Origin of the sequence: Aeribacillus sp. FSL K6-8394, from assembly GCF_038008865.1 — a bacterium.
Classification (GTDB): domain Bacteria; phylum Bacillota; class Bacilli; order Bacillales; family Aeribacillaceae; genus Aeribacillus; species Aeribacillus composti.
In genome coordinates this window covers 594,918-615,533 of record NZ_JBBPAA010000002.1, presented here as the reverse complement: position 1 = coordinate 615,533, position 20,616 = coordinate 594,918, and the positions used below count along the sequence as shown (strand labels likewise).

15 protein-coding genes are annotated in these 20,616 nt (G+C 40.3%); 3 read left to right on the top strand and 12 right to left on the bottom strand.

From position 1 onward, the window contains the following. Positions 1 to 4: 4 nt before the first annotated feature. The 3 genes from NSR00_RS15340 to NSR00_RS15330 all read right to left on the bottom strand — a co-directional run bounded on the left by NSR00_RS15340 (position 5) and on the right by NSR00_RS15330 (position 5,888). Positions 5 to 2,284 (bottom strand): hydantoinase B/oxoprolinase family protein, encoded by a 2,280-nt coding sequence (locus NSR00_RS15340; RefSeq protein WP_340789676.1) that lies wholly within the window; start codon positions 2,282 to 2,284, stop codon positions 5 to 7. A 22-nt stretch (positions 2,285 to 2,306) separates the two neighbouring features. Further along, a complete protein-coding gene (locus tag NSR00_RS15335; protein WP_063389238.1) occupies positions 2,307 to 4,454 on the bottom strand; it encodes a hydantoinase/oxoprolinase family protein in 2,148 nt (715 codons plus the stop codon). Between the two features lie 552 nt (positions 4,455 to 5,006). Next, positions 5,007 to 5,888 carry a LysR family transcriptional regulator gene (locus tag NSR00_RS15330; protein WP_340789674.1) on the bottom strand — a complete coding sequence of 294 codons (882 nt, stop codon included), beginning with the start codon at positions 5,886 to 5,888 and terminating at the stop codon, positions 5,007 to 5,009. Between the two features lie 116 nt (positions 5,889 to 6,004). Between NSR00_RS15330 and NSR00_RS15325 the strand changes: the two genes are divergently transcribed. The 3 genes from NSR00_RS15325 to NSR00_RS15315 are packed head-to-tail and all read left to right on the top strand — an operon-like array spanning position 6,005 to position 8,553. Then, positions 6,005 to 6,700, top strand: a complete 696-nt coding sequence (locus NSR00_RS15325) for a CoA transferase subunit A (protein ID WP_094245162.1) — start codon at positions 6,005 to 6,007, stop codon at positions 6,698 to 6,700. A 17-nt stretch (positions 6,701 to 6,717) separates the two neighbouring features. Continuing rightward, entirely contained in the window at positions 6,718 to 7,371 is a 654-nt protein-coding gene (locus NSR00_RS15320) for a CoA transferase subunit B (protein WP_063389241.1), read from the top strand. Beyond that, on the top strand, positions 7,372 to 8,553 hold the full coding sequence (locus NSR00_RS15315) for an acetyl-CoA C-acetyltransferase (protein ID WP_063389242.1): 1,182 nt from the start codon (positions 7,372 to 7,374) through the stop codon (positions 8,551 to 8,553). 294 nt (positions 8,554 to 8,847) lie between these two features. On the opposite strand, the gene NSR00_RS15310 is transcribed toward NSR00_RS15315, so the two are convergent. The 9 genes from NSR00_RS15310 to xylB all read right to left on the bottom strand — a co-directional run bounded on the left by NSR00_RS15310 (position 8,848) and on the right by xylB (position 20,558). Next, the gene (locus NSR00_RS15310) at positions 8,848 to 10,497 is read right to left on the bottom strand and encodes a ribulokinase (RefSeq protein WP_340789672.1); all 1,650 of its coding nucleotides are present in this window, start codon (positions 10,495 to 10,497) and stop codon (positions 8,848 to 8,850) included. 25 nt (positions 10,498 to 10,522) lie between these two features. Next, entirely contained in the window at positions 10,523 to 12,310 is a 1,788-nt protein-coding gene (locus NSR00_RS15305) for an L-fucose isomerase (protein WP_063389244.1), read from the bottom strand. Between the two features lie 23 nt (positions 12,311 to 12,333). Then, on the bottom strand, positions 12,334 to 13,806 hold the full coding sequence (locus NSR00_RS15300) for a rhamnulokinase (RefSeq protein ID WP_066246784.1): 1,473 nt from the start codon (positions 13,804 to 13,806) through the stop codon (positions 12,334 to 12,336). 29 nt (positions 13,807 to 13,835) lie between these two features. Further along, positions 13,836 to 14,486, bottom strand: a complete 651-nt coding sequence (locus NSR00_RS15295) for a class II aldolase/adducin family protein (RefSeq protein ID WP_066246786.1) — start codon at positions 14,484 to 14,486, stop codon at positions 13,836 to 13,838. A 146-nt stretch (positions 14,487 to 14,632) separates the two neighbouring features. After that, entirely contained in the window at positions 14,633 to 15,589 is a 957-nt protein-coding gene (locus tag NSR00_RS15290; RefSeq protein ID WP_063389293.1) for an ABC transporter substrate-binding protein, read from the bottom strand. A gap of 104 nt (positions 15,590 to 15,693) precedes the next feature. Then, a complete protein-coding gene (locus tag NSR00_RS15285) occupies positions 15,694 to 16,692 on the bottom strand; it encodes an ABC transporter permease (RefSeq protein ID WP_063389247.1) in 999 nt (332 codons plus the stop codon). Between the two features lie 66 nt (positions 16,693 to 16,758). Continuing rightward, a complete protein-coding gene (locus tag NSR00_RS15280; RefSeq protein WP_340789671.1) occupies positions 16,759 to 18,264 on the bottom strand; it encodes a sugar ABC transporter ATP-binding protein in 1,506 nt (501 codons plus the stop codon). Between the two features lie 60 nt (positions 18,265 to 18,324). Further along, positions 18,325 to 18,993, bottom strand: a complete 669-nt coding sequence (locus tag NSR00_RS15275; protein ID WP_066246789.1) for a transaldolase family protein — start codon at positions 18,991 to 18,993, stop codon at positions 18,325 to 18,327. A 35-nt stretch (positions 18,994 to 19,028) separates the two neighbouring features. After that, positions 19,029 to 20,558 carry a xylulokinase gene (gene xylB / locus NSR00_RS15270; protein WP_340789670.1) on the bottom strand — a complete coding sequence of 510 codons (1,530 nt, stop codon included), beginning with the start codon at positions 20,556 to 20,558 and terminating at the stop codon, positions 19,029 to 19,031. Between the last annotated feature and the right edge of the window lie 58 nt (positions 20,559 to 20,616).

Below are 20,616 nucleotides of genomic sequence, written 5' to 3'. Positions count from 1 at the left end.
GTTCTCACCCCGATTTTTTCTGATGATTTATTTTTGCTCCGAAGGTTGGTACACCTAACTCATCTTCTGATAAATGCCATTCTGTCGGCAGATTCCAGAACTGTTTAAACTCATTCGCAAATTTTTCACTTAAGGCAAAGCTGCCGGCATACATATGACGAACCTGTACAGCCGCTTCTTTGTTTAGAATTTTTTGTCTCTCCTGCTCCATCCATTCTTTTACAGGAACCCCGCGCTTTAGACGCTCTTTTCTTATTTTTTTGCGGCGTTTTTCTGTCGCTTTTTCATCAACGATATACTTGCCTTTTTCACTTTTACTGACAACTGCTCCGTAAACGCTTTCTGCATAACGCGGCAGCAGCAGTCCTTCATTTAAATCATCCTCAATCATTTTCGGCTTGCGCTCAAGCGGATCTCCAAAACCAGGGCCCCCACGAAGGTAATTTAAATACAGATCGTAATTTTCAAAAATTGTTTCTGTTGTAATGGATTGCTTATCACGGATAATTTCCTTTGCTTCCATTAAAGTATCGTATTCTGGATTATCCGGATCACTGTCTCCCCCTGTAGGAATAGGCAGTCTTTTTTCGATCCGTTCTTTCAAATTCGTTCCATGTGCTTCAAAACGGTATCCTGATGCTGCTGGATAGCCTCCCATTAAACCGCAGTCACTTGACATATAGCCATTTCCCATAAAGAACATCGTCCAGTCTTTTGCACCATATACCATCCGCAAAGTCTCGTAGCCGCTGCCTCCCCGGTATTTTCCATACCCTGCTGTATTTGGTTTTATGCTTCGTCCCAAATAAAGAAGCGGTTCTGCGAGCTCCCAAATTTCCATATCTCCCATATCACCTTCAGGATTCCAGATGGCTGCCGCATGGTTAATACCGTCTCTTACCGCACTTGCTCCGACCCCTTCGGCTGCTGATTCGAAGCTGTTAACGGCATGATTTTCGTTAAATTGGTTATATCCTCCTCCTTGCAGCCAGTTAGAAGTGTTGGCATTTCCGGCGTTAACTTCTTCTAAATACCCGCGTGCAAAGTAGTTGCGGCTAAGTGCACGCCATAATGGACTCCATGCAGATACAAGGAAGTGCCATGCATAGCTGTGAGCGGTCCGAATATCGTCCGGATTTAGCCATGAACCGTAAGGCAAGTCGAACTGGCTCGCATAATAAGCGCCATCATTAACCCGATCGTTCGGGATGAGCGTTTGCGACATCATGACCCATATTCCGCTCGTAATCGAAACAGGTGTAGCATTGTAGCTGTGCCATCCCCATCTGTTAACGCCTTCAAAGTCGATTTGGAACTTGCCATCTTTGTGAACAGTCAGTTCTGTTGGGGCATGCATAATCGTGTTTACACGAGCGTAAGGAGGAACATCTAGGTTTTTATATGGTACGTCCACAAATGAAACTTGGCGGTATTTACCCGGAATCAGCAACGTTTTTACTTGATTGACAAAACCGCGCCGTCCATCCTCAATTACCTCGCGAATAAATTGTTTATAAGTGTCGACACCTTCCTCCTTTACAATATCAAGGACAAGGTCTCTGATCATATGGCAGCCGGCAACGCGAGTCCGTTCATCAAGAAGCCAGTACTTTGTTGTTCGAACAGAACGCTGGCTTTCAATAAGCCAATCTTTTAAGAGCGTATCGTTTTTACCGATTTTACGGCAGGCCACTTGATAACCGTCATCGTAACGGCTAACTGGTCCAACGGTCATACTTCCTGGTGCAGTCGCCCCAACATCAATTACGTGGGTAACTCCGCCAACCCAGCCTATCAGCTCGCCCTCGTAAAAGATTGGAACAATTGTATGAACGTCACATGGGTGCACATTTCCGATCTGGCAATCATTGTTACAGAAAATATCTCCGTCTTCAATTCCCGGATTCTCTTCATAATCGTTTTTAATCATGTATTTAATCGCTGCGCCCATCGTCCCGACGTGAATGATAATTCCAGTAGAAGTTACAATCGAATCTCCTTCAGGAGTGTATAAAGTAAAGCATAATTCCCCTTCTTGCTCAACAATCGGGGAGGCCGCCACTCTTTTGGCCGTTTCCCTTGCATGCACAACTCCTCCCCGCAATTTTGAAAAGATCTTTTCATAGCGGATTGGATATGACTCTTTTAATGGCAATGTTTTTAAACCTGCGTAATGTCCTGTCTCTCGGCTGATTTCATCAATTTCTTTGCGCATTTGCTTGAGTGTTTTTCCGTGCCAACCAATATTTTTCTGGCTTTGTATTGTTTTTTCAGTAATCGTCATGAAAAAATACCCTCCTTTTTCCTTAAAGTTCTTTTAAGTGGAAAATGCGATGCTCATCAAGATATGTTTCAAAACCAGGTGGAATCACAAACGTTGTGGCTGGTGATTCTAAAATTGAAAATGCACCGATTTTGTTCCCTGGCTTCAATTTTTCCATTTCCCAAATGTTTGCTTTGATCCACTCGCCCTTCCAATACACATCACGCTGGCCAAGAAACGCTTCTGACGGCGGAGTTTCTCCAGATAAAGGCTCCTCAGGAATTTTCGGCTTTGCCACTTCAACAATACCGCGTACGATTGCTCCTGTGATGCTGTAACCGAGTTCAGGCGATTTGGCCGCTTTTGCGTAAATTCTCGCATACGTTTCTTCGAATGCTTTGACAAGCTCTTCCCAGTCGTTAATATCCTTAAACTTTTGAATCGGCGATTCAATTTCAAGGTCGTTTAACTGACCTTGGTACTGCATGCGGAAATAAAGACGGAAACTCACATCTTGTCGTTTAAAGTTATTTTTCTCAAATTCAGCTGCCACTTTTTCGATTAGTTCATCCCAAGCATCCTGCAATTCTTTACCTGCCTTCAGCTTACTGCTGTCTTCATCTCCGTTGTTTACATTGATATCAAGTGTTTTATCATAGCGGTATTCAAAGTCTGCCGCACCGCAGCCAAAAGCAGAAAATCCAGCTGCCCACGCCGGTACTAGAACATCTTCAAAGCCAAGACCTTTTGTGTAGCCGGCAGTATGAAGCGGACCACCGCCTCCATAAGAGAAGCATACATATTGAGATGGCGAATACCCTTTTCCAAGGATCATAGATTCAAGGTAATTGCGCAGTTGCGACTCAAGCAGATCGATAACACCGTATGCTGCGTCTTCAACAGATAATCCGAGCGGATCGGCGACCTGCTTCTTCAATGCTTCATAGGCTCTTTCCGGATATAGCTTAACCTCGCCGCCAAGGAAATTATCCGGGTTGATTAGTCCAAGAACAACGTGGCAGTCGGTTACTGTTACCGTTTCTATGCCGCCCTCCGGATAACAAACGCCGACTCTCGAACCTGCGCTGTCCGGTCCAAGTGTTAATGATTTGAAGTTCGGATCCACTCGCACAAAGCTGCCGGCCCCAGCTCCAACAGTATCCATGGAAACAAGCGGTAATGATAGTACAAGCCTTGCCATATCTGGGCTTGTATTAATACTCAAATCCCCTTGAGTAATAAGAGCCATATCAAAACTTGTTCCGCCGATATCCGAGCATGCAATATTGCGAATACCGAGTTGTTCACCAAGATATTTCGCGCCAACTACTCCCCCAATCGGACCTGAAACGAGCGTTCTTGCCAGTTCATTTGCACGCGTACTTATCGTTCCACCGTGGCTGGCCATGACCCGAAGATCAAATTTTGCCCCGTGATTTCTTAACATGTTATCAATTTTCGACAATGTCTCCCGAGACGGGTCTGCTGCATATGCTTCAATAATGGTTGTATTTGTGCGGTGAGACTCTTTTCTAACAGGGTAATAATCAACCGATGCAAACACAGGCACTTCTTTTCCGACTTTCTTCATGACTTCCTTTGCAATATCCCTAATTTTTCGTTCATGCTGCGGATATTTGTAAGAATGAAGCAAACTGATCACAATTGCTTCGACATCCTGTTCCAGAAGGTCCAATACTGCTGGTTCCACTTCATGTTCATAAAGCGGAATGACAACGTTTCCAAATAAATCGACTCTTTCTGTTACGCCTCTTGTCAATTCTCTCGGTACAAGTGGAGGATCGTAACGATGAGTATTCAAGTGTAAACGGTCTGAATAAGAATATCCTAGGTAAGCCTGGATCGCCCGGCCCATTCGATGGAAATCCTCCATCCCTTTATTAACGATCAGACCGACGCGGCGTCCTTTCCTTGACACGAGACGATTCAGCATCGCTGTTCCGGAGTAGACACCCGCAAGCAATTTAGGAAATTCTTCTTCTACTGTTGTGTTCCAGTAAGTTAGTGCATCCCTTGCAGAGTTGAGAAGACCAATTGATTCATCTTCAGGTGTGGATTGTGCTTTTCCGACGACAAATTCACCATTGTCGTCAATAATGAAGGTATCTGTCATCGTTCCCCCTGCATCGATAGCAAGTATTTGTGCATTCCGAGTTGTTACTGCTTCCATCCATTTCTCTCCTTTCTTTTTTCAAAAATTGATTTTGTTTTCGCTTTTTACTTTGCAACATTCGTGCCAATATTAAAAATTATCAAAAAATTAAGGAGAGAAAAGGCTTTCGTAAATTAGAGAATGGTGAAAGAGAATGATGAATTGTAGTGAATCGCTACACTGTTTCGCTACAATTTTTTCGTACAACAATACAGCTAAAAAAGAATTTGTTGCAATTTGCCCATAGAATTTTGTTGCTTGCTCCATACTATTCGACAGACAGCTTAAGCTCGATCAAGAGATTTTTTGTAAAAAAATAGACCATCTTTTAGTCTAGTAAACATAAAAATAACGACAAGGAATTTTCCAAGGGACAACAAAGACGACTTGAATGACAAAGCCACTATTGTACCGTCCTAATTTTATGATGGAAAATTTGATGAACAATAACTGCAGTTTCATTTTGTTTCTAAGTAAAAAACAAGTTTGAATGTTCTGAAATTTTAGTTGGAAACAGTTGATACTTTGATGAAAGTCCCCATTATCGAAACGATAAATACGTTTGAAAAATCATAATGGATTTTCTTTAAGCATTTCCAGCAATTTTTTTAAAGCAAATGAGTGATATCTACCTTTTCTCGTAATGATGCCGAGTCTCCAAAGAAGAGGCGGATCTTTAAGTGGAACAATCGTGATGTTGGGGCTGTTCTGTTTATGAAAAATCATTTTCGGCATTAAAGTAATACCTAGTTTTGATGAAACAAGCTCAAGAATTAAATCCCATTGCGAGCTTTCATATGAAACAATTGGAGTAAAGCCTGCATTTTTACATGTGTTGATGATGTAATCGTGGAGTTTGAAATTTTTTGAAAACAATATAAACGGTTCATCTTTTAATTCATGTATTGAAACTGTTTGTTTTTGTGCAATTGGGTGGTCGCGATGAATAAACAAGACAAATTCTTCTGTAATAAACGGATGAATATGAAAAACGGATTCGTCTACAGGCAGTACAACTATGCCAATGTCAATCTCTCCTTCTTCCACTAATTGTTCGATGACCTTTGCCCCAAGCTCTATAAGTTCAAGTTTCACATTCGGATAGTTTTGATGAAACATTCTAGCAATAGAAGGAAAAAACAAAGTTCCAATGAGCGGCGGAACCCCCATCTTAATCTCTCCAGTCGCAAGATTAGAAAGTTCATCTAATAACATTTTCATTTCTTCCAACGTTTCAATCAATTTTTTTCCTTGCTGATATACAATTTGACCTGCATCTGTCAAACGGAGATGACGAGTTGACCTTTCGATCAGTTCAACATGCAGCTCAGCTTCAAGCTTTTTAACGGCTTTGCTCAATGAAGGCTGTGATAAGTAGGAATATTCAGCAGCCTTTGTAAAGCTGTTATGATTGGCAACATCAATGAAAGATTGAATATCACGAAATTCCACCATACTCCCCCCTTATTTATTCACTATTGGAATAAATTGTATTCTTTTTATCTATTTTACTTATAGATAATGGGAATGTAAACTCTTACATAAGACAAAGAAAGGAGGAGATGTTCATGAACAAAATCATGAATTCATTTTCGGAAGCGGTTTCAGACATTCAAGACGGTGCATCCATTGTTGTAGGCGGATTTGGGTTGTGCGGAATTCCAGAAAAGACTATTCAAGCTTTACGTGACAAGGGGACAAAGAATTTGACTATTTACAGCAACAATTGTGGTGTCGATGATTGGGGACTTGGTCTTCTACTCAAAAATAAACAAATAAAAAAAATGGTCGCTTCCTACGTCGGGGAAAATAAAATTTTTGAACAGCAATTTTTAAGCGGCGATTTAGAAGTAGAACTTATACCACAAGGTACTCTTGCAGAACGAATGAGAGCAGGCGGAGCAGGAATTCCGGCTTTTTATACCGCAACAGGTGTCGGAACGCCGATCGCAAAAGGAAAAGAAGAAAGAGAGTTCAACGGAAAAACATATTTGCTAGAGGAAGCCATCGTTGCAGATTTTGCTTTTGTAAAAGCGTGGAAGGCTGATACTTATGGGAATCTTGTGTATCGGAAAACAGCGCGAAATTTTAATCCGCTTGCCGCAATGGCAGGTAAAATCACCATAGCGGAAGTGGAACAAATTGTTGAACCTGGTGAACTTGATCCGGACGAAATTCACACACCATGTATTTATGTTCAACGCTTACTGGTAGGAACGAATTATGAAAAACGCATTGAGCGGAGAACAGTGGTTACTAAATAAGAGAAGGAGTGATCAGGATGTCTAACAATCGATTAAAGATTGTTAAGCGTGCGGTAAAGGAAATTGAAAACGGAATGATTGTCAATCTTGGTATCGGAATGCCAACACTTATTGCCAATGAGATTCCGTCCAATTTCAACATCTTATTACATTCAGAAAATGGGCTGCTTGGCATTGGACCTTATCCGGTTGAAGGGGAGGAAGATCCCGATTTGATTAACGCTGGTAAAGAAACGATTACTACAGTGCTTGGCGCTTCATTTTTTGACAGTGCCGAATCATTTGCAATGGTTCGTGGAGGACATATTGATCTTGCTATTTTAGGAGGTATGGAAGTTTCAGAGAACGGCGATTTAGCCAATTGGATGATTCCAGGAAAAATGGTCAAAGGTATGGGCGGAGCAATGGATCTTGTAAACGGTGCGAAACGTGTCATCGTCATTATGGAACATTTGAACAAGAGCGGGGAATCGAAAGTGAAGAAAGAATGTACACTTCCACTTACTGGAAAAGGTGTCGTCCATCGATTGATTACCGATTTAGCCGTGTTTGACTTTACAGATCAAGGGATGGTGCTGATTGAAACAATGGATGGTGTTTCAGTTGATGAAGTGATAGCAAAAACAGAGGCAAAATTCACAGTTTCTCCTGAACTTTCGGAGGTGAATTAAATGGTAAAGACAGTTATTTTAGAAGGAGCGCGTACCCCGATTGGAAAATTTAACGGATCGCTTGCTCAATTAACAGCATCACAGCTTGGCGGTATTTCGATGAAAGAGGCTTTAATGCGAGCAGAAGTAAAGCCTGAAGATGTGAATGAAGTCATTTTCGGAAATGTTCTTCAGGCTGGACAGGGACAGATCCCGTCGCGCCAGGCAGCACGTGAAGCAGGTATTCCTTGGAGCATTAAAACAGAAACAGTGAATAAAGTTTGTGCATCCGGTCTTCGCAGTGTAACAATGGCTGATCAAATCATTCGGGCAGGCGACGAAGAAATCATTTTGGCAGGCGGCATGGAGTCAATGTCAAACGCTCCATATGCATTGAAGAACGCAAGATGGGGGTTAAGAATGGGTAATGCACAGATGGTTGATTTAATGATTCATGATGGCCTGTCATGCAGTTTTACTGGTGTTCATATGGGGACGTACGGAAACAAAATTGCGAAAGAGTATGAAATATCGCGTGAAGAACAGGACAATTGGGCTGTGAGAAGCCATAAAAGAGCAATTGCAGCAATCGAAGAAGGCAAGATGGCAGAAGAGATTGCAGCGGTTGAAATTCCACAGCGTAAAGGCAGCCCGCTTGTCATTTATAAAGATGAATCACCGCGAAAAGACACAACGAAAGAGATTCTGGCAACATTACCTCCTGTATTTGACAAAGATGGAACGATTACAGCCGGCAACGCACCTGGAATTAATGATGGAGCTGCAGCGCTTGTACTGATGAGCGATGAACGGGCAAAAAGAGAAGGTAAAAACGTTCTTGCAACCATCATTGGCCATGCAGAAGTTGCGGTTGAAGCAGAAAATTTTCCAATAACACCGGGCCTTGTCATTCTTGAGCTATTGAAAAAGACGGGGAAATCTGTCGATGATATCGACTTGTTCGAAATTAATGAAGCATTCGCAGTCGTTGCACTCGCTAGTATAAAAATTGCGGGAATCGATCCGGAAAAAGTGAATGTAAATGGCGGTGCTGTTGCCCTTGGTCACCCAATCGGCGCAAGCGGCGCGCGTATTCTTTTGACACTAGCGTACGAATTACGCCGTCGCGGAGGAGGGATTGGAATCGCAGCGATCTGTTCTGGAAGCGGTCAGGGAGATGCCGTGATGATTGAAGTAAAATAAAATGGATATAATTTGAAACCTATAAACAAAAAGAGTGAATTTGACCAAACTAATTATTATATTGATTTAATAGAAACATAATCGCCATTTTGCATCAAGCTTTGATTCTATTAAAACATTTAGCATCAGTAGTTTTGTGCGCCAGTGCAAAATAAAAAAAGAAGCCTCCATAAAACCAGGCCCCATTGAAAGCAAAAAATCATAAACATCGATATATCAACGTTTCAAAACATTAAAGGGGGCATCAATAAGCCGTAAAAGCGACTTATTAGAAACCCCCGTATTTTTTTTGTATTAATTTTTTATTTTTTTCATCACATTGTTCGTTCCGCGGCCGAAATAGTTTACCAATTTTTTATACTCTTCATAATACAAATTATATTTTTCTACGTGATCCTGTTTCGGATAAAAAACTTTGTCTTTTAATTTGGCCATATTTGCTGCTGCTTCTTCGATCGTATCGTATCCACCTAGTTTTGATCCTGCAGCAACAGCTCCGAACATTGCAGCTCCGATGGCTGATGTGATTTTGTTAGATGCGATCTTGATTGGTCTTGCCGTTACATCTGCATATATTTGCATGAGCATTTCATTTTGATGAGGCAGTCCGCCGCATGCAACCAATTCATTAATTTCGATTCCTGCATTCTCAAAGCTTTCAATGATCAAGCGTGTCCCGAATGCTGTTGATTCAATTAATGCACGGTAAATTTCTTCAGGTTTTGTATTCAGCGTAAGACCGACTAATAAACCTGACAAATTGGCATCAACTAACGGAGTTCTATTTCCATTATGCCAATCCAATGCCAGCAATCCTTTTGATCCTGGAGGCAATGTGCTGGCTTTTTGTTCCAAATATTGATGAATGGATAGATTTTTGGCCTCCGCTTCTCTTTCGACATAACCCGGCACAAGCTCTTTGACAAACCATGCAAAAATGTCGCCAACAGCAGCCTGGCCTGCCTCATATCCGTAGTAGCCAGGGATTATTCCATCTTCGACGACTCCGCTGATTCCTTCGACAAACTCTTCTTTTGTGCTTAACAGCATATGACAGGTGGAGGTTCCCATAACCATAACCATGCTTCCAGGTGCGGTAACTCCTGCACCTGGAACAGCAGCATGAGCATCTATAATTCCAATGGCAACCGGTGTTTTTGGTTTTAGTCCAATTTTTGCTGCAAACTCTTCCGTCAGCTCGCCAGCCTTGCTGCCGATCGGAACCACTTCACCCGACAGTTTTGTTTCATAAATATTTTCCATCAATGGATGAAGTCTTTTTAAAAATTCTTTTCTTACATAGCCTTCCTGTTTATGCCACATTCCTTTATAGCCGGCAGAACAGCTATTTCGTTTCACTTCACCGACCATCAGCGACGTCAGCCAATCAGCTGCTTCAAGGAACAATGCCGCTTCATGATAGAGCTCCTCACGATCATGTATAATTTCTAATATTTTCGGCAGCATCCATTCTGACGAAATTTTTCCACCATAACGCTTTAACCATTCTTCATTCGACTCGCTTGCTAATTGATTAATTGTATCTGCTTCTGGCTGCGCTGCATGATGTTTCCATAATTTTACCCATGCATGCGGCTCATCTTTCCATTTTTCCTGAAAACATAATGGTGTTAATTGTTCATCGACAGGCAGAATTGTACAGGATGTAAAATCAATTCCTATGCCGACGATATCATCTTTGCTTATCCCAGAATCCTTTAGCACTCTCGGGATGGACGTTTCCAGCACATCTAAATAATCTTGCGGGTGCTGAAGAGCTGTACTGTTTTTCAGCTTCTTCTGCTTATGAGGAAGAGTTTCCGTTATGACTCCATGTTTATATTGTGTGGAATGAGTACCAGCAACCTCACCAGTTGCAACATCTACTAAGACAACTCTTCCAGATTCAGTCCCAAAATCTACTCCGATTGCGTATTTTTTCATAAGCATCCCGTTCCTTTGTTACTTGTTATTTATAGATCGGCCCAAAGTTTTTACATGCTCTGTAATCAGCGCCTTCAAGATCTTTTGTTCCAAACATGCTCCAAGCATCTGGTCTGAATATTTTTTCCTCAGGTACATTGTGCATATTTACCGGAATGCGAAGAATGGATGCCAGCGTGATTAAATCGGCTCCAATATGACCATAGCTGATGGAACAATGGTTGGCTCCCCAGTTATTCATAACCGAGTAAACATCTTTAAATGCACCTTCTCCGGTTAGATTCGGAACAAACCAAGTGGTAGGCCAAGTTGGATCGGTCCGTTTGTCAAGCACGTCATGAACTTCTTCCGGCAAATCAACCGTATATCCTTCTGCAATTTGCAGAACAGGACCCAGCCCTTTAACAATATTTAAGCGCGAAATCGTTACAGGCATGCCGCCTTTTGTTAAAAAGTCAGTTGAATATCCGCCGCCTCTGAAGTATTCAGTTGAAGCAGGTCTAAATTGTGTTGCTTCCAAGCATTTTTTAATATCTTCATCTGTCAATTCGTAGTATGGTTTAATAACTGGTTTGCCGTCTTTTGTTTGTTCTCCTGTTCCATCCAATGCAGCCGCTCCAGAATTAATTAAATGGATGATTCCGTTTGCCGCTCTCCCTTCAAGAGTATAGCCAGTTACCCGCTTGACAGCCTCCGGACTCCAATAAGTTCTCACGTCGGCAAAAATTTGCGCCGTATTAGTTAAAAGGTAGCCGAACAACATGGAAATGCCGTTCAAGTTATCATTTTCCGTTGCAAAAATATATGGCGCTCTTTTTCCGTTCCAGTCAAAAGATGAATTTAAAATCGTTTCCATAAAATCTCCATTTGGGAAATAGTCGGTCCATTGACGCTGTCCTTGGAAACCAGCAACAATGGCGTTTCTTCCTAGAGCTTCTTCTCCATATCCCATTTCTTCTAATTTTTTATTGCCAACCATTAAGTCGCGTGCGATAAGAGCCATTTTTACGCTGATTTCCCAATCTTTTTCCTTCTGCTCTTCTGTTCTTTTAAAGCCGTCGCGATTGTTGTCCGGACCAACTTTACAGTTTTCCTTCACCCATTTTAAGGCTCTTTCATATTCCTCTTTATCGTAAATTTCCAGTTCAATTCTGCGCACGAATTCGCTCATATCAACATATTCATTTCTCATTCCAAGATAGTTTTGGAAAAAGTCTTCTTGCACAACACTTCCTGCAATTCCCATTGATACAGATCCAATGGAGAGATAAGATTTACCCTTCATCATAGCAACAGCCAGTCCTGCTTTTGCAAAACGAATGAGCTTCTCTTTTACATCTTCAGGTATATTCGTATCTCCTGCATCTTGAACATCCTTACCGTAAATTCCAAAGGCAGGAAGTCCTTTTTGGTTATAACCTGCTAGAACAGCAGCTAAATAGACAGCGCCAGGTCTTTCTGTTCCATTGAATCCCCAAACTGCTTTCGGAATGTGAGGATCCATATCCATTGTTTCAGTTCCATAGCACCAGCATGGAGTAACAGTAATCGAAACGCCAACGCCTTCTCTTGCAAACTTTTCAGCTGCTTCTGCCGCTTCTTTTACTCCTCCAATACATGTATCTGCAATCACACATTCCACTGGCTGTCCATTATAATAAAAAACATTTTCCTCCAGTAATTTAGCTACAGCTTTTGCCATGTTCATTGTTGTTTCTTCTAATGATTCACGAACTCCTTTTCTTCTGCCGTCGATCGTCGGGCGTATTCCTATCTTTGGTAGATTTCCTACATATCGTGGATCTTTTGCCATCTTTCATTCCTCCTGTATGTTATTTATTTAATGATTGCTAGAAATGATTTATAATGTTTTTCCCAATGATCACAGTTTTCGGGTTCATATGTTTTAAAGCTAAAGGAGTTGGTAACAATTTTTCTTGCTTCTTCTAAGTCTGCAATTTCTCCAAGGGCAATTAATTGAGAAAGCATATTGCCGATTGCGCTGGCTTCCACCGGCCCTGCATAAACGGTACGCTTTGCGGCGCCAGCAATAAATCGACAAAACCATTTGTTTTGTATTCCCCCGCCTCCCATATGAATCGACCGGATGTTATGGTGGATTAAATTTTCCAGCCGTTCGATCACGAAACGGTATTGAAAAGCTAAGCTTTCCAATATACATCTCAAAAATTGCCCTTTCGTTTCCGGAATAGGCTGTAAAGTTTTTTGACAATAATCTTGAATAGCTTTCAGCATGCTTGGCGGGTTAAAAAACGATGGATCATTTGGATTTATAAAAGAACGGAACGGTTCTGCTTCTTCTATCAGCCGGCTTTCTTCTTCATAGGAGATGCCTTCGCCATTATCGTTCCATTCTTTTTTACACTGTTGAATAAACCATAAGCCGGTATTGTTTTTTTGCAAACGGAACTTCCCGTCAAATGTCCCTTCATTTGTGAAGCCCCATTCATAAGCTTCATCTGAAACAACCGGCTTTTCAACCGTCACACCGATCAGCACCCATGTTCCGCAGCTCATAAAACAGCTTGTTTGATCATTTTGGATCGGCATGGCACCTAAAGCACAAGCTGTATCGTGTCCTGGAACCGCGATGACATTGGCCGGATCGATCCCTAATTCCTTATTAATAGATGCTTTCGTTTTGGCCAAAATGCGATTCGTTTCTACCAGAGGTGCAAAATTCACCTTATCTGCAAACAGCTTATTTAAAATCGTCTCATCCCAATCTTTTTTTTCCCAATTTAATAGTTGAGAAGTCGACGAGATTGTAAATTCATTTTTGATTTCCCCTGTAAACAAATAGGCGAACAGACTCGGTGTCATTAATATATATTTTGCCTTTTCTATTAGCTCAGGCCTTGTTTTCAAAATCGCATACAGCTGATAAAGCGTATTGATGGCAGCTGGCTCTACGCCAGTCATTTGAAAAAGTTTTTTCTTATCTATCTTCTCATGGACTTCATCCATAAAGAGAACGGTATGTGTATCCCGATAAGAATACGGGTTTTCTAATAGATCTCCTTCCTCAGAAATGAGACCGAAATCTACTCCCCACGTATCAAAACCAATTCCATCGATCCTTTTTCCATAAACCTCGACAAATTTTTTTATTCCTTTTTTCATTTCAGCAAATAAGTAGTTTAAATCCCAATGCAAATGATCTCCGATCGTGATGGGGTTATTTTGAAAACGGTGAATTTCTGTTATGTTTAATTTTCTATTTTCATATTCTCCGAGTATTAATCGACCATTCGAAGCACCCAAATCAAAAGCTAGTACTCTTTTCATGTCATTCGCACTCCCGTAAAAAAGCCTGTTTATGACTTCTTCTTTAACAGACTGGCCCGATACTTTTCGGATGACAAATTTCGTAAATCTTCGCACTCTTGTTCCGTTAAAATTCTCGGAGTACCAACAGTTGAAGCGATGGTAAATACTTTTGCTGATTCTTCGGTTAATTGCATATAAAAAAATGCTTCTTTCATCGTTTTGCCGACTGTGAGCACTCCATGGTTCCTCATCACAATGACATCGCTGTCATGGATGACTTCTCCAACAGCATCTGCTAAAAGATTGGTTGTAGGAATAATATAATCTAAGTAGGAAACTTTCTTTACCATTGCAGGAAAATCGGGGAAAAGCATTGGGATATCTTTCCCTGCACTAGAGACTCCAACAGAGTAGCTAGGATGCGCATGCAACACTGCATTGATTTCTGGATTTCGCCGAAAGCATTCTAAATGCATGAGCAATTCGGAGGAAGGTTTTAAATCTCCAAAAACTTCTCCAGTGTCAATTTTTACTTTAACCCATTGATCATCTTCAATCTCCTTTAAATCAAAGCCGCTTGGTGAAATGTACATATATTCACCATCACGCATGCTAAGATTTCCACCGGCTCCAACAACTAAACCAGCATCTACAATTTTATGTGCATATTTTTTTAGTTCTCCGATTACTGCTGACATTAAATTCCACCTCTAGTATATGTTTATCATCTTGAAAACAATTTTTAAGTTTCGTTTCACCCTGTTTTTATGAGCTGGTTAATCTTTTTCCCCTTCAAGTATTTGTATAACTGGGGCTGCAAAATGCATCCCCAGCTTTCAGGTTATTATTCGTAAATGGCAGATTTAATTTCTTCATTATCAAGATTGGTTTTGTCATACCAATAGAATCCTGTGTCAATAACCTTTTCTACTTTCTCGCCATTGATTGCTTGAACAGCAGCTTTTACTGTTTCATAGCCGATACCGACCGGATTTTGTGTAATGGCTCCTGCCATTGTACCGTCTTTAATCGCTTCAATTTGCTGTTTACCAGAGTCAAAGCCGATGACAACAATTTTGCCTTGTTTATTCATTTCTTTTACTGCATTAATTACACCGATCGCTGAACCTTCGTTGGCACCATAGATCCCTTTTAAGTCAGGATGCGCTTGGATGATTGCTTTCGCTAAGTCTGTAGATTTTAATTGGTCACCGCCGCCATATTGAATGTCGACAATTTCAATATCTGGATATTTTTCTTTTATTCTCTCAACAAATCCATCTCGGCGGTTAACACCAGTTATACTTGTTTGGTCATGAACAATTAGCGCAACTTTTCCTTTGCCTCCAATTTTTTCAGCCATTTTGTCTGCCGCTAACGCTGCAGCAGCTTTGTTATCTGTAGATGCAGTTGCCAAAGGAATATCGCTGTCAACCCCTGAGTCAAATGCAATAATCGGAATACCTTTTTCATCAGCTTCTTTTAATAAAGGAATTGATGCTTGGCTGTCTAGAGCAGCAAAACCAATTGCATCCGGCTTTTTATCAATAGCTGTTCTTAACATTTCAATTTGTTTGTCGACTTGAGATTCACTTTCTGGACCTTCAAACGTAATTTCTACGTCAAACTCTTTTGCTGCTTGTTCAGCACCTTTTTTAACAGCTTGCCAGAATTGATGCTGGAATCCTTTAGAAACAATAGCGATATAGGGTTTTCCACTGTCGCCTCCTGCGGATTCAGAGCTTCCTTCGCTCTCGTTTTTCGAGGAGCTTCCGCATGCTGACAAAACGAGCGACAACATTAAAATACCGCATAGAGTTAACAACCATTTCTTCACTGAATTTTCCCCCTTATAATTTTTTTATTTTTTAACTCTAGTTTGTAACTAGAGATAAAAAACGGAATTTAACTGCTTTTGCCTCGACGGATAATATCGATATAAACTGCAACCAAAATGACAAATCCAACAACAACTGTCTGCCATTCTTGAGGGATTGACATAATTCTCAAACCGTTTGTTAATACGCTCATAATAAGAGCCCCAATAACTGTTCCTAAAATAGTTCCTTTACCACCACTTAACGAAGTCCCTCCGATAACGACAGCTGCAATTGCTTCCAACTCATACCCGGCTCCCAAAGCAGGCTGTGCTGAATTAAGCCTTGAAGCCATTAAAACTCCTGCTATTCCTGTAAACACACCTGCAACCGTGTAAATGATGATTTTCCATTTATCCGTATTGATACCGGATAATCTTGTCGCTTCTTCATTGCTTCCAATAGAAGTTGTAAAGCGGCCAAAAATAGATTTCGTTAATAAAATTCCTGCAATAATTGCCATAATAATGAAAATTAGGACACCGTTAGGCAAATTAAATCCTGGTATAATTGAACCTAATGCAATTTCACTGAAGCTAGGTTTATCACTAAAATAAATTGGAGTTGCATCTGAAATAACAAGTGCTAATCCTTTCGCGATCATCATCATCGCCAATGTTGCAATAAATGGAGGAATTTTTAATTTTGAAACACTGAATCCGCTTATAAATCCCATTAAAGCACCAGTCAAAATTCCGCCTAAAATGCCGACTATAATTGGCAAATCCCAAAAGACGATAAATACCCCTGTCATAACAGCACATAGCGTCATTCCTGTACCAATGGAAAGGTCAATTCCTCCAGTCATAATAACAAATGTAGTTCCTAACGCCATGATTCCGATAACTGTCGTTGATAATAATATCCCGGTAATATTAGTCCAATTTAAAAAGTTATCGGAGGAAATGGTAAAAAACAGAATAAGTACAATTAAACTAGCAAATGCCAATATTTGTTGCAGTGCATTGGATTTTAATAGATTTCCACTCTTTTTTGTTTCTGTGTTAGGTGCAGTTCCTGTACTCATATTGATCCTCCTCGTTTTGTATTCCAAATCCTTTTGACATAAATGATACTTAAATCGGACTCCAATTTATGATCTAGTTCGTGTTGCATAATCCATAATCTTTTCTTGAGATGCTTCCTCGTTCGTCAACTCTCCGGTGATTCTTCCTTCACACATGACGATGATTCGATGGCTCATTCTTAATATTTCCGGTAATTCGGAAGAAATCATAATAATGGATTTTCCTTGCTGAGCCAGTTCATTTAGCAGCTGATATATTTCAGTTTTCGCCCCAACATCAATTCCGCGTGTAGGTTCATCAAAGATTAAAATGTCGCAGTTTTTAGCAAGCCATTTGGCAATGACAATTTTTTGCTGGTTTCCTCCCGATAAATTCTTCGCTAGCTGTTTGATGCTTGGCGTTTTAATTTTCAGCGACTTTACATACTCTTCTGATGTTACATATCCTTTTGAGTCATTGACAAAGGTCAGCCAATTCACATAATTGCTCAGTGAAGAAATTAAAATATTCGAATTCACGTCCATTTCAAGCATTAAGCCATATCGCTTTCTGTCCTCAGACAAATAGGCAATTCCGTGTTTTACTGCATCTTCAGGCTTATTGATTTTCACTTCTTTTCCATTGATAAAAATTTGCCCTTCATCGATTTTGTCAGCACCGAAAATGGCTCTTGCTACTTCTGTGCGTCCAGCTCCCATTAAACCGGCAAAGCCCAAAATTTCTCCTTTTTTCAAAGTAAAGCTGATATTTTCTAAAAAGTTTTTGGTCGATAAGTTTTTCACTTCCAGGACTGTTTCAGCCTCTTTTGAAACCGTCGTTGTAGGGCGAGATTCATCCTGGATGTGACGGCCTACCATTAACGAAATAACCTTTTTCATATCTGTATCTTTCGTATATAACGTGTCGATGTATTGACCGTCGCGCATGACTGTTATTCGGTCAGAAATGACTTTCAATTCTTCCATTCTGTGTGAAATATAAATGATGCCAACACCTTTGTTTTTCAAATTTTCAATTAAATCAAATAATGTTTTAATTTCAGATTCCGTCAAAGCGGCAGTTGGTTCGTCCATCACGATAATTTTCGTATTGTAAGATAACGCTTTCACAATCTCCACCATCTGCTGCTTTGCCACTGTTAAATCTGATACTGTTTCTTTAGGATTTAAATTAATATTGAGTTTCTCAAGCAACTCTGCTGTTTTTTCATTCAATTCCTTTTCCTTCAAAAAGAAATTAAATCCGGTGCGAGGCTCCCTGCCAATAAAAATGTTTTGGGCAACCGTTAAATCAGGCATTAAATTTAGTTCTTGGTGTATAATGCTAATGCCCATTTCCTGTGCTGCTTTCGCATTAGGAATTTCAACTTTGTTGCCTTCTAAGTAGATTTCACCTTCATCTTTTTGATAGACTCCAGACAAAATTTTCATTAAAGTCGATTTCCCAGCACCATTTTCGCCAACTAATGCTAGAACTTCCCCATAATTTAAATCCAGTCGAACTTTTGATAATGCCTTTACTCCAGGAAAACTTTTGCTTATCCCTTCCATTCTTAATAATTGAGCTGACATCCTATCACCTACTTTACGTAACTGTCATTATCCGTCCTGAATTTTTGTTCCACTTTTACATTAATAAGATTTTTCAGATTTTTTCGCGGATTGGTACTGCTTCCAATCATTTAAAAACCCTTTTAACCCGATATTTGTAAGATCTGACGCAAACATTTTCTTAAAAATATAAAATGGCATCGTTACAGCATCTGCGCCTGATTTTGCAAGATCAACGACAACCTGCGGATTTCGGATGCTTGCTCCAATAACTTTCGTTTCCGCATGCATTTGATGAATAATTTCTTTTGCCTCTTTAATAAATTGCAGCCCGTCAATCGCATGATCATCCATTCTTCCGATGTAAGGGCTTATAAAATCCACCCCTGCTTTGGCAGCTAATACAACTTGAGGCAGTGTATAAATAAGAGTCATATTCACCTTTATGCCTTCCTGTTTCAATTGATAAGCTGCGGATAATCCTTCTTCAGTCATCGGGAGTTTAATGACAATATCTTTTCCCCATGTGGACATTTCTCTCCCTTCAAGGATCATTTCTTCAGCTGTTTCTCCTGTTACCTGGCACCAGACTTCTCCATTAATTTTGGAGGAAATATCCACAATAATTTGCCGAAACTCTCTATTTTCTCTTGAAATAATGCTTGGATTTGTTGTAATCCCTGCTAAAAAGCCATATTTTGAAGCAAATTCTATTTCTTGTTCATTTGCGGTGTCTAAATAAATGTCCATGATTTTCCCCCTTTCTCGCACAATTGTTTGTACATTTATTCAATCCCGTTCCATTGATTAAAAATCGGCTCCACTTGTTTATAAACTTGTTCAAACGCTTTCAAAGCTGTTTGATAAGATTGATGGTTGCGTTGATCTGGTTCAAATGATTCAGCTTCAACACACCAAGCTTTCGCTGCTGTCAAATCTTTCAGAAGGCCTACTCCTACACCGCCTGCAACCGCAGCGCCCATTGAGGTCGTTTCATCCAAAATTTTCGGTATACGGATGGTAACACCGAAAAGATCAGCCAGCATTTGCCGCCATATTCTGCTTTTCGCTCCGCCTCCAAACAGCCATATGTCTTGAAATGGCCGATCATAATTTTCTTGCAGAGCATCGAAAATAAGTTTTAAATTCATTGAAATCCCTTCCAAAACAGCACGAATCAAATCAGATCGTTTATGATTGATCGTCAATCCTATGAAACTGCCTTTTGCGTTTGGATTCCACCAAGGAGACCGCTCCCCCATTAAATACGGAAGAAAAATCAATTGATTGGAGCCGATTGGTGAGCTTTCAGCTTCTTCATTCATCATTTCATAAATATTCTTCGCTGCATCCGTTTTCAAAACGTCTTGAAACAGTATGTCTCTTAACCATTGAAAGGAAGTCCCTGCTGCTTGCATCGTTCCGATGGGAATATATTTATTTTCATCCAAATGGATAAAATTGAATGTCCGCATTTCTTGATCAAAAACTGGACGAGATGACGAAAATGAGATCCAGGAAGAAGAGCCAATGTAATTAAAAATATCTCCCTCATCAATCGCACCTGCACCTAATGCAGCACAGCACCCATCTGCACCGCCCATTACAACAGGTGTACCAGGCATCAGACCTGTTTCTTCCGCCGCCTTTGAATGAACTTCACCAACAACCGCTGTTGAAGGCAAAATCTCAGGCAATTTTTCATCATCAATTTGCCATAATTTTATTAATTCTTCCGACCACTCTTTCTTTTTAATATTTAATAGATTCGTGCCGCTTGCATCAGAATAGTCGGTGGCAAATTTACCCGTTAGTTTAGCAATTATATAATCTTTTGCTTGTAAATATTTAAATGTTTCTTTATGAACAGCTGGTTCATTTTCTTGAATCCAATTAATTTTTGCTGCAGAATAGGATGGGGATAATCTGTTTCCAGTAATTTCATAGTGTTCTTTCATTCCTATCTTTTCTGCAATTGCTTCTGTTTTTTGCGCCGAACGCATATCAGCCCAAATAATTGCATTTCTTACAGCTTCTCCTTTATGATTGACTGGGACAGCCCCCATCATCTGGCCGCTGAACGTAATGCATGCAATTTGTTTCGGATCAATTTTTGCTTCTGAAATAAGTTGTTTTGATGCATTTGCCACGGCATCCCACCAATCATTCGGATTTTGTTCAACCCAATGCTGCTTCAAAAAAATGGTGGAATATTGATAGGTAGTATGAGCTATGATTTCACCGTCCGGCGATATTAATGTGGATTTATTTCCGCTTGTCCCAAGATCATGAGCAAGAATAAATTTTTGCACCATATTGTCTCCACCATCCTATCGCTTCCATCTTGAACGGAAAATGTACTAGTTTCCCAAT

Bases quoted from the DNA above. Each gene is read 5' to 3' on its own strand.
- NSR00_RS15295 (WP_066246786.1), bottom strand. From the start codon at position 14,486: ATGTCAGCAGTAATCGGAGAACTAAAAAAATATGCACATAAAATTGTA.
- NSR00_RS15275 (WP_066246789.1), bottom strand. From the start codon at position 18,993: ATGGACATTTATTTAGACACCGCAAATGAACAAGAAATAGAATTTGCT.
- NSR00_RS15320 (WP_063389241.1), top strand. From the start codon at position 6,718: ATGTCTAACAATCGATTAAAGATTGTTAAGCGTGCGGTAAAGGAAATT.
- NSR00_RS15315 (WP_063389242.1), top strand. From the start codon at position 7,372: ATGGTAAAGACAGTTATTTTAGAAGGAGCGCGTACCCCGATTGGAAAA.
- NSR00_RS15285 (WP_063389247.1), bottom strand. From the start codon at position 16,692: ATGAGTACAGGAACTGCACCTAACACAGAAACAAAAAAGAGTGGAAAT.
- NSR00_RS15310 (WP_340789672.1), bottom strand. From the start codon at position 10,497: ATGAAAAAATACGCAATCGGAGTAGATTTTGGGACTGAATCTGGAAGA.
- NSR00_RS15325 (WP_094245162.1), top strand. From the start codon at position 6,005: ATGAACAAAATCATGAATTCATTTTCGGAAGCGGTTTCAGACATTCAA.
- NSR00_RS15300 (WP_066246784.1), bottom strand. From the start codon at position 13,806: ATGAAAAGAGTACTAGCTTTTGATTTGGGTGCTTCGAATGGTCGATTA.
- NSR00_RS15280 (WP_340789671.1), bottom strand. From the start codon at position 18,264: ATGTCAGCTCAATTATTAAGAATGGAAGGGATAAGCAAAAGTTTTCCT.
- NSR00_RS15290 (WP_063389293.1), bottom strand. From the start codon at position 15,589: ATGTTGTCGCTCGTTTTGTCAGCATGCGGAAGCTCCTCGAAAAACGAG.
- NSR00_RS15305 (WP_063389244.1), bottom strand. From the start codon at position 12,310: ATGGCAAAAGATCCACGATATGTAGGAAATCTACCAAAGATAGGAATA.
- NSR00_RS15335 (WP_063389238.1), bottom strand. From the start codon at position 4,454: ATGGAAGCAGTAACAACTCGGAATGCACAAATACTTGCTATCGATGCA.
- xylB (WP_340789670.1), bottom strand. From the start codon at position 20,558: ATGGTGCAAAAATTTATTCTTGCTCATGATCTTGGGACAAGCGGAAAT.
- NSR00_RS15340 (WP_340789676.1), bottom strand. From the start codon at position 2,284: ATGACGATTACTGAAAAAACAATACAAAGCCAGAAAAATATTGGTTGG.